The 1,792-nt window shown below is 63.5% G+C and carries 4 protein-coding genes; 3 read left to right on the top strand and 1 reads right to left on the bottom strand.

Annotated features, from left to right (window positions below):
- The first annotated feature begins 133 nt into the window (after window positions 1-133).
- Window positions 134-553 (top strand): tyrosine-type recombinase/integrase, encoded by a 420-nt coding sequence (locus tag ACFZAX_RS35410; protein WP_390967092.1) that lies wholly within the window; start codon window positions 134-136, stop codon window positions 551-553.
- 51 nt (window positions 554-604) lie between these two features.
- On the opposite strand, the gene ACFZAX_RS35415 is transcribed toward ACFZAX_RS35410, so the two are convergent.
- Window positions 605-790, bottom strand: coding sequence for a hypothetical protein (locus ACFZAX_RS35415; protein WP_390967094.1), 186 nt, complete (start codon window positions 788-790; stop codon window positions 605-607).
- A 236-nt stretch (window positions 791-1,026) separates the two neighbouring features.
- On the opposite strand from ACFZAX_RS35415, the gene ACFZAX_RS35420 reads away from it, so the two are divergent.
- Window positions 1,027-1,422 (top strand): DUF6192 family protein, encoded by a 396-nt coding sequence (locus ACFZAX_RS35420; RefSeq protein WP_390967096.1) that lies wholly within the window; start codon window positions 1,027-1,029, stop codon window positions 1,420-1,422.
- Window positions 1,419-1,634 (top strand): hypothetical protein, encoded by a 216-nt coding sequence (locus ACFZAX_RS35425; protein ID WP_390967097.1) that lies wholly within the window; start codon window positions 1,419-1,421, stop codon window positions 1,632-1,634. Before ACFZAX_RS35420 ends, ACFZAX_RS35425 begins: the two co-directional genes overlap by 4 nt.
- Window positions 1,635-1,792 lie beyond the last annotated feature (158 nt).

Consider the following 1,792-nt stretch of genomic DNA (forward strand, 5'->3'; position numbering starts at 1 on the left):
CAACCCGCCACCCTGTGGATACCTCATCCTCCCGTAATACCGCAGGCAAGCACCCCCCGTCAGCCCCTACGACTTCACGAGTTCAATCTCAGTAGTCGCGGACGACGTCTACCGCGTCAACGAACAGGTCATCATGTCAACGGGCAAGTACGGGCCCTTGAAGCATCGAAAGGCATGGCAGTATCGCGATGTGCCGCTGCCTTCCAGCGTCAGGGAAACGATCGAAGAATACGCGGAGAAACACGGATCGATCGACGGCTATCTGCTTCGCCGGCCAACGGACCCCAGCCAGCCGTACCCCCATTGGGGGATGGCCAACCAGTGGAGGCGGCTGAAGGCTGAGGGCTTCGCAGACATCCCTGAGGGGATGGTGCTGTACGGACTGCGCCACTTTTTTGCTTCGAACTGCCTCAGCCACGGGATACCGATCACAGATGTCGCCGACTGGATGGGCCAAAAGAATCTCGATGTCACCTTCAAGATCTATCGCCATCTCATGCCGGGCTCCATCGGACAGGCGGCCAAGATATTGGACATGGCGCTAGCCGCATAACGCCCGACCAAGGGCGGGGCATCTTGCACGATGTCCCGCCCTTGGTGATGCTCAGCCGACGTACTGCTGGCGGACCCACCCCTGAATGTCGCTGATCTTGAACTGCAGCTTGGCGTTGCGGCCACTGCCGAACTTGTAGGCCACCAACCCATATCGAGGTGCGTCACGGTACAGCCAAGTCAACGACACGTTGAGATATTCGGCGGTCTGTTTGGCATTCATGAACTGCGCAGCCATGCGGACTACTCCTCGGATAGACGTCGTAGTGATCGTCCCGACGGTCCGCGACTTGGCCATGCTTCCGGTCAGTGATATGAGCTGCTTACAATCACTGAGTAGCTGTTGTCGTACCGATGACTGCGGGCAATGGTTCGAATGGGGCGACTCGGTCGGATGGTCTCGCAGGGCGTGCACGCCGGGACCCGGACGCGGTTCGGGACTACGAGGTCCGCCGCTGGCCCGGGAAGCTGACTATGCGTCTGTTGTTTCGCCGACTTGGCTACTTCCTGAAGCGGCCGGAGACGACGGCCGAAGTGACCGTGGTGGACAAAGCCCGGGTGGTGGGCGAGTTCACCCGCGAGGAGCAGGCGGCGACTTCGGTTGCCACGAACCTGCTGCGCAGGAGCTGGGGCGGCCGCCCTTTCTTGACCGTGCGCAGCTGCTTCCGGTCGATGTGGAGGTGGGGCGGGACGACGTGCAGGGAGCGACGGTTTCCTGGTGCGCGCGGTACCGGGCGGGCGCCTTCCTGCTCGCCCCGCGGTGTGCGACCCGTCCGACGTCGATGCCCTCGTGGTCGGGTTTACGCAGGAGCGGCCGTGCGCGAGAATTCATGGGCTACGTACGTGCACGTGACCGGCGGGGTTTCATGATCGAATTGGGTGTTCTGTTCGGGTTGCTGGCCGCGATGGTGGTCTTCCTGATCGTCAAGCTCGGTCGCCGGGGCAACCGCGCCACCGAGAACGCCGACGGCCTCCTCATCGAGCAGACTCGGCGGACGCAGGCGCACAGTGACCGCTCGTCGTACAGCTCCCTGACGGTGCACAACACGTTCCCGACGATGAGAGACCATCGCCAGCCCTAGAAGACTGATGAAGATCTTGGGGCGGGGTGGTCCGGCCGTGAGGCCGGACCACCCCGCCGGTCATGCGCTGACGGTGGGGTGGGTGCGAGGGTGTGGGGGTGTCCGCGGGTTATCGCTCGGCCGGGGGTGGAGGGGGCGGGGCGGGGGGGGAGGCACGG

It is taken from the genome of Streptomyces sp. NPDC008125 (assembly GCF_042957125.1).
In the GTDB taxonomy this organism is placed as follows: domain Bacteria; phylum Actinomycetota; class Actinomycetes; order Streptomycetales; family Streptomycetaceae; genus Streptomyces.

Coding starts and splice junctions, on each gene's coding strand:
- ACFZAX_RS35415 (WP_390967094.1), bottom strand. CDS start 790: ATGGCTGCGCAGTTCATGAATGCCAAACAGACCGCCGAATATCTCAAC.
- ACFZAX_RS35420 (WP_390967096.1), top strand. CDS start 1,027: ATGCGTCTGTTGTTTCGCCGACTTGGCTACTTCCTGAAGCGGCCGGAG.
- ACFZAX_RS35425 (WP_390967097.1), top strand. CDS start 1,419: ATGATCGAATTGGGTGTTCTGTTCGGGTTGCTGGCCGCGATGGTGGTC.
- ACFZAX_RS35410 (WP_390967092.1), top strand. CDS start 134: ATGTCAACGGGCAAGTACGGGCCCTTGAAGCATCGAAAGGCATGGCAG.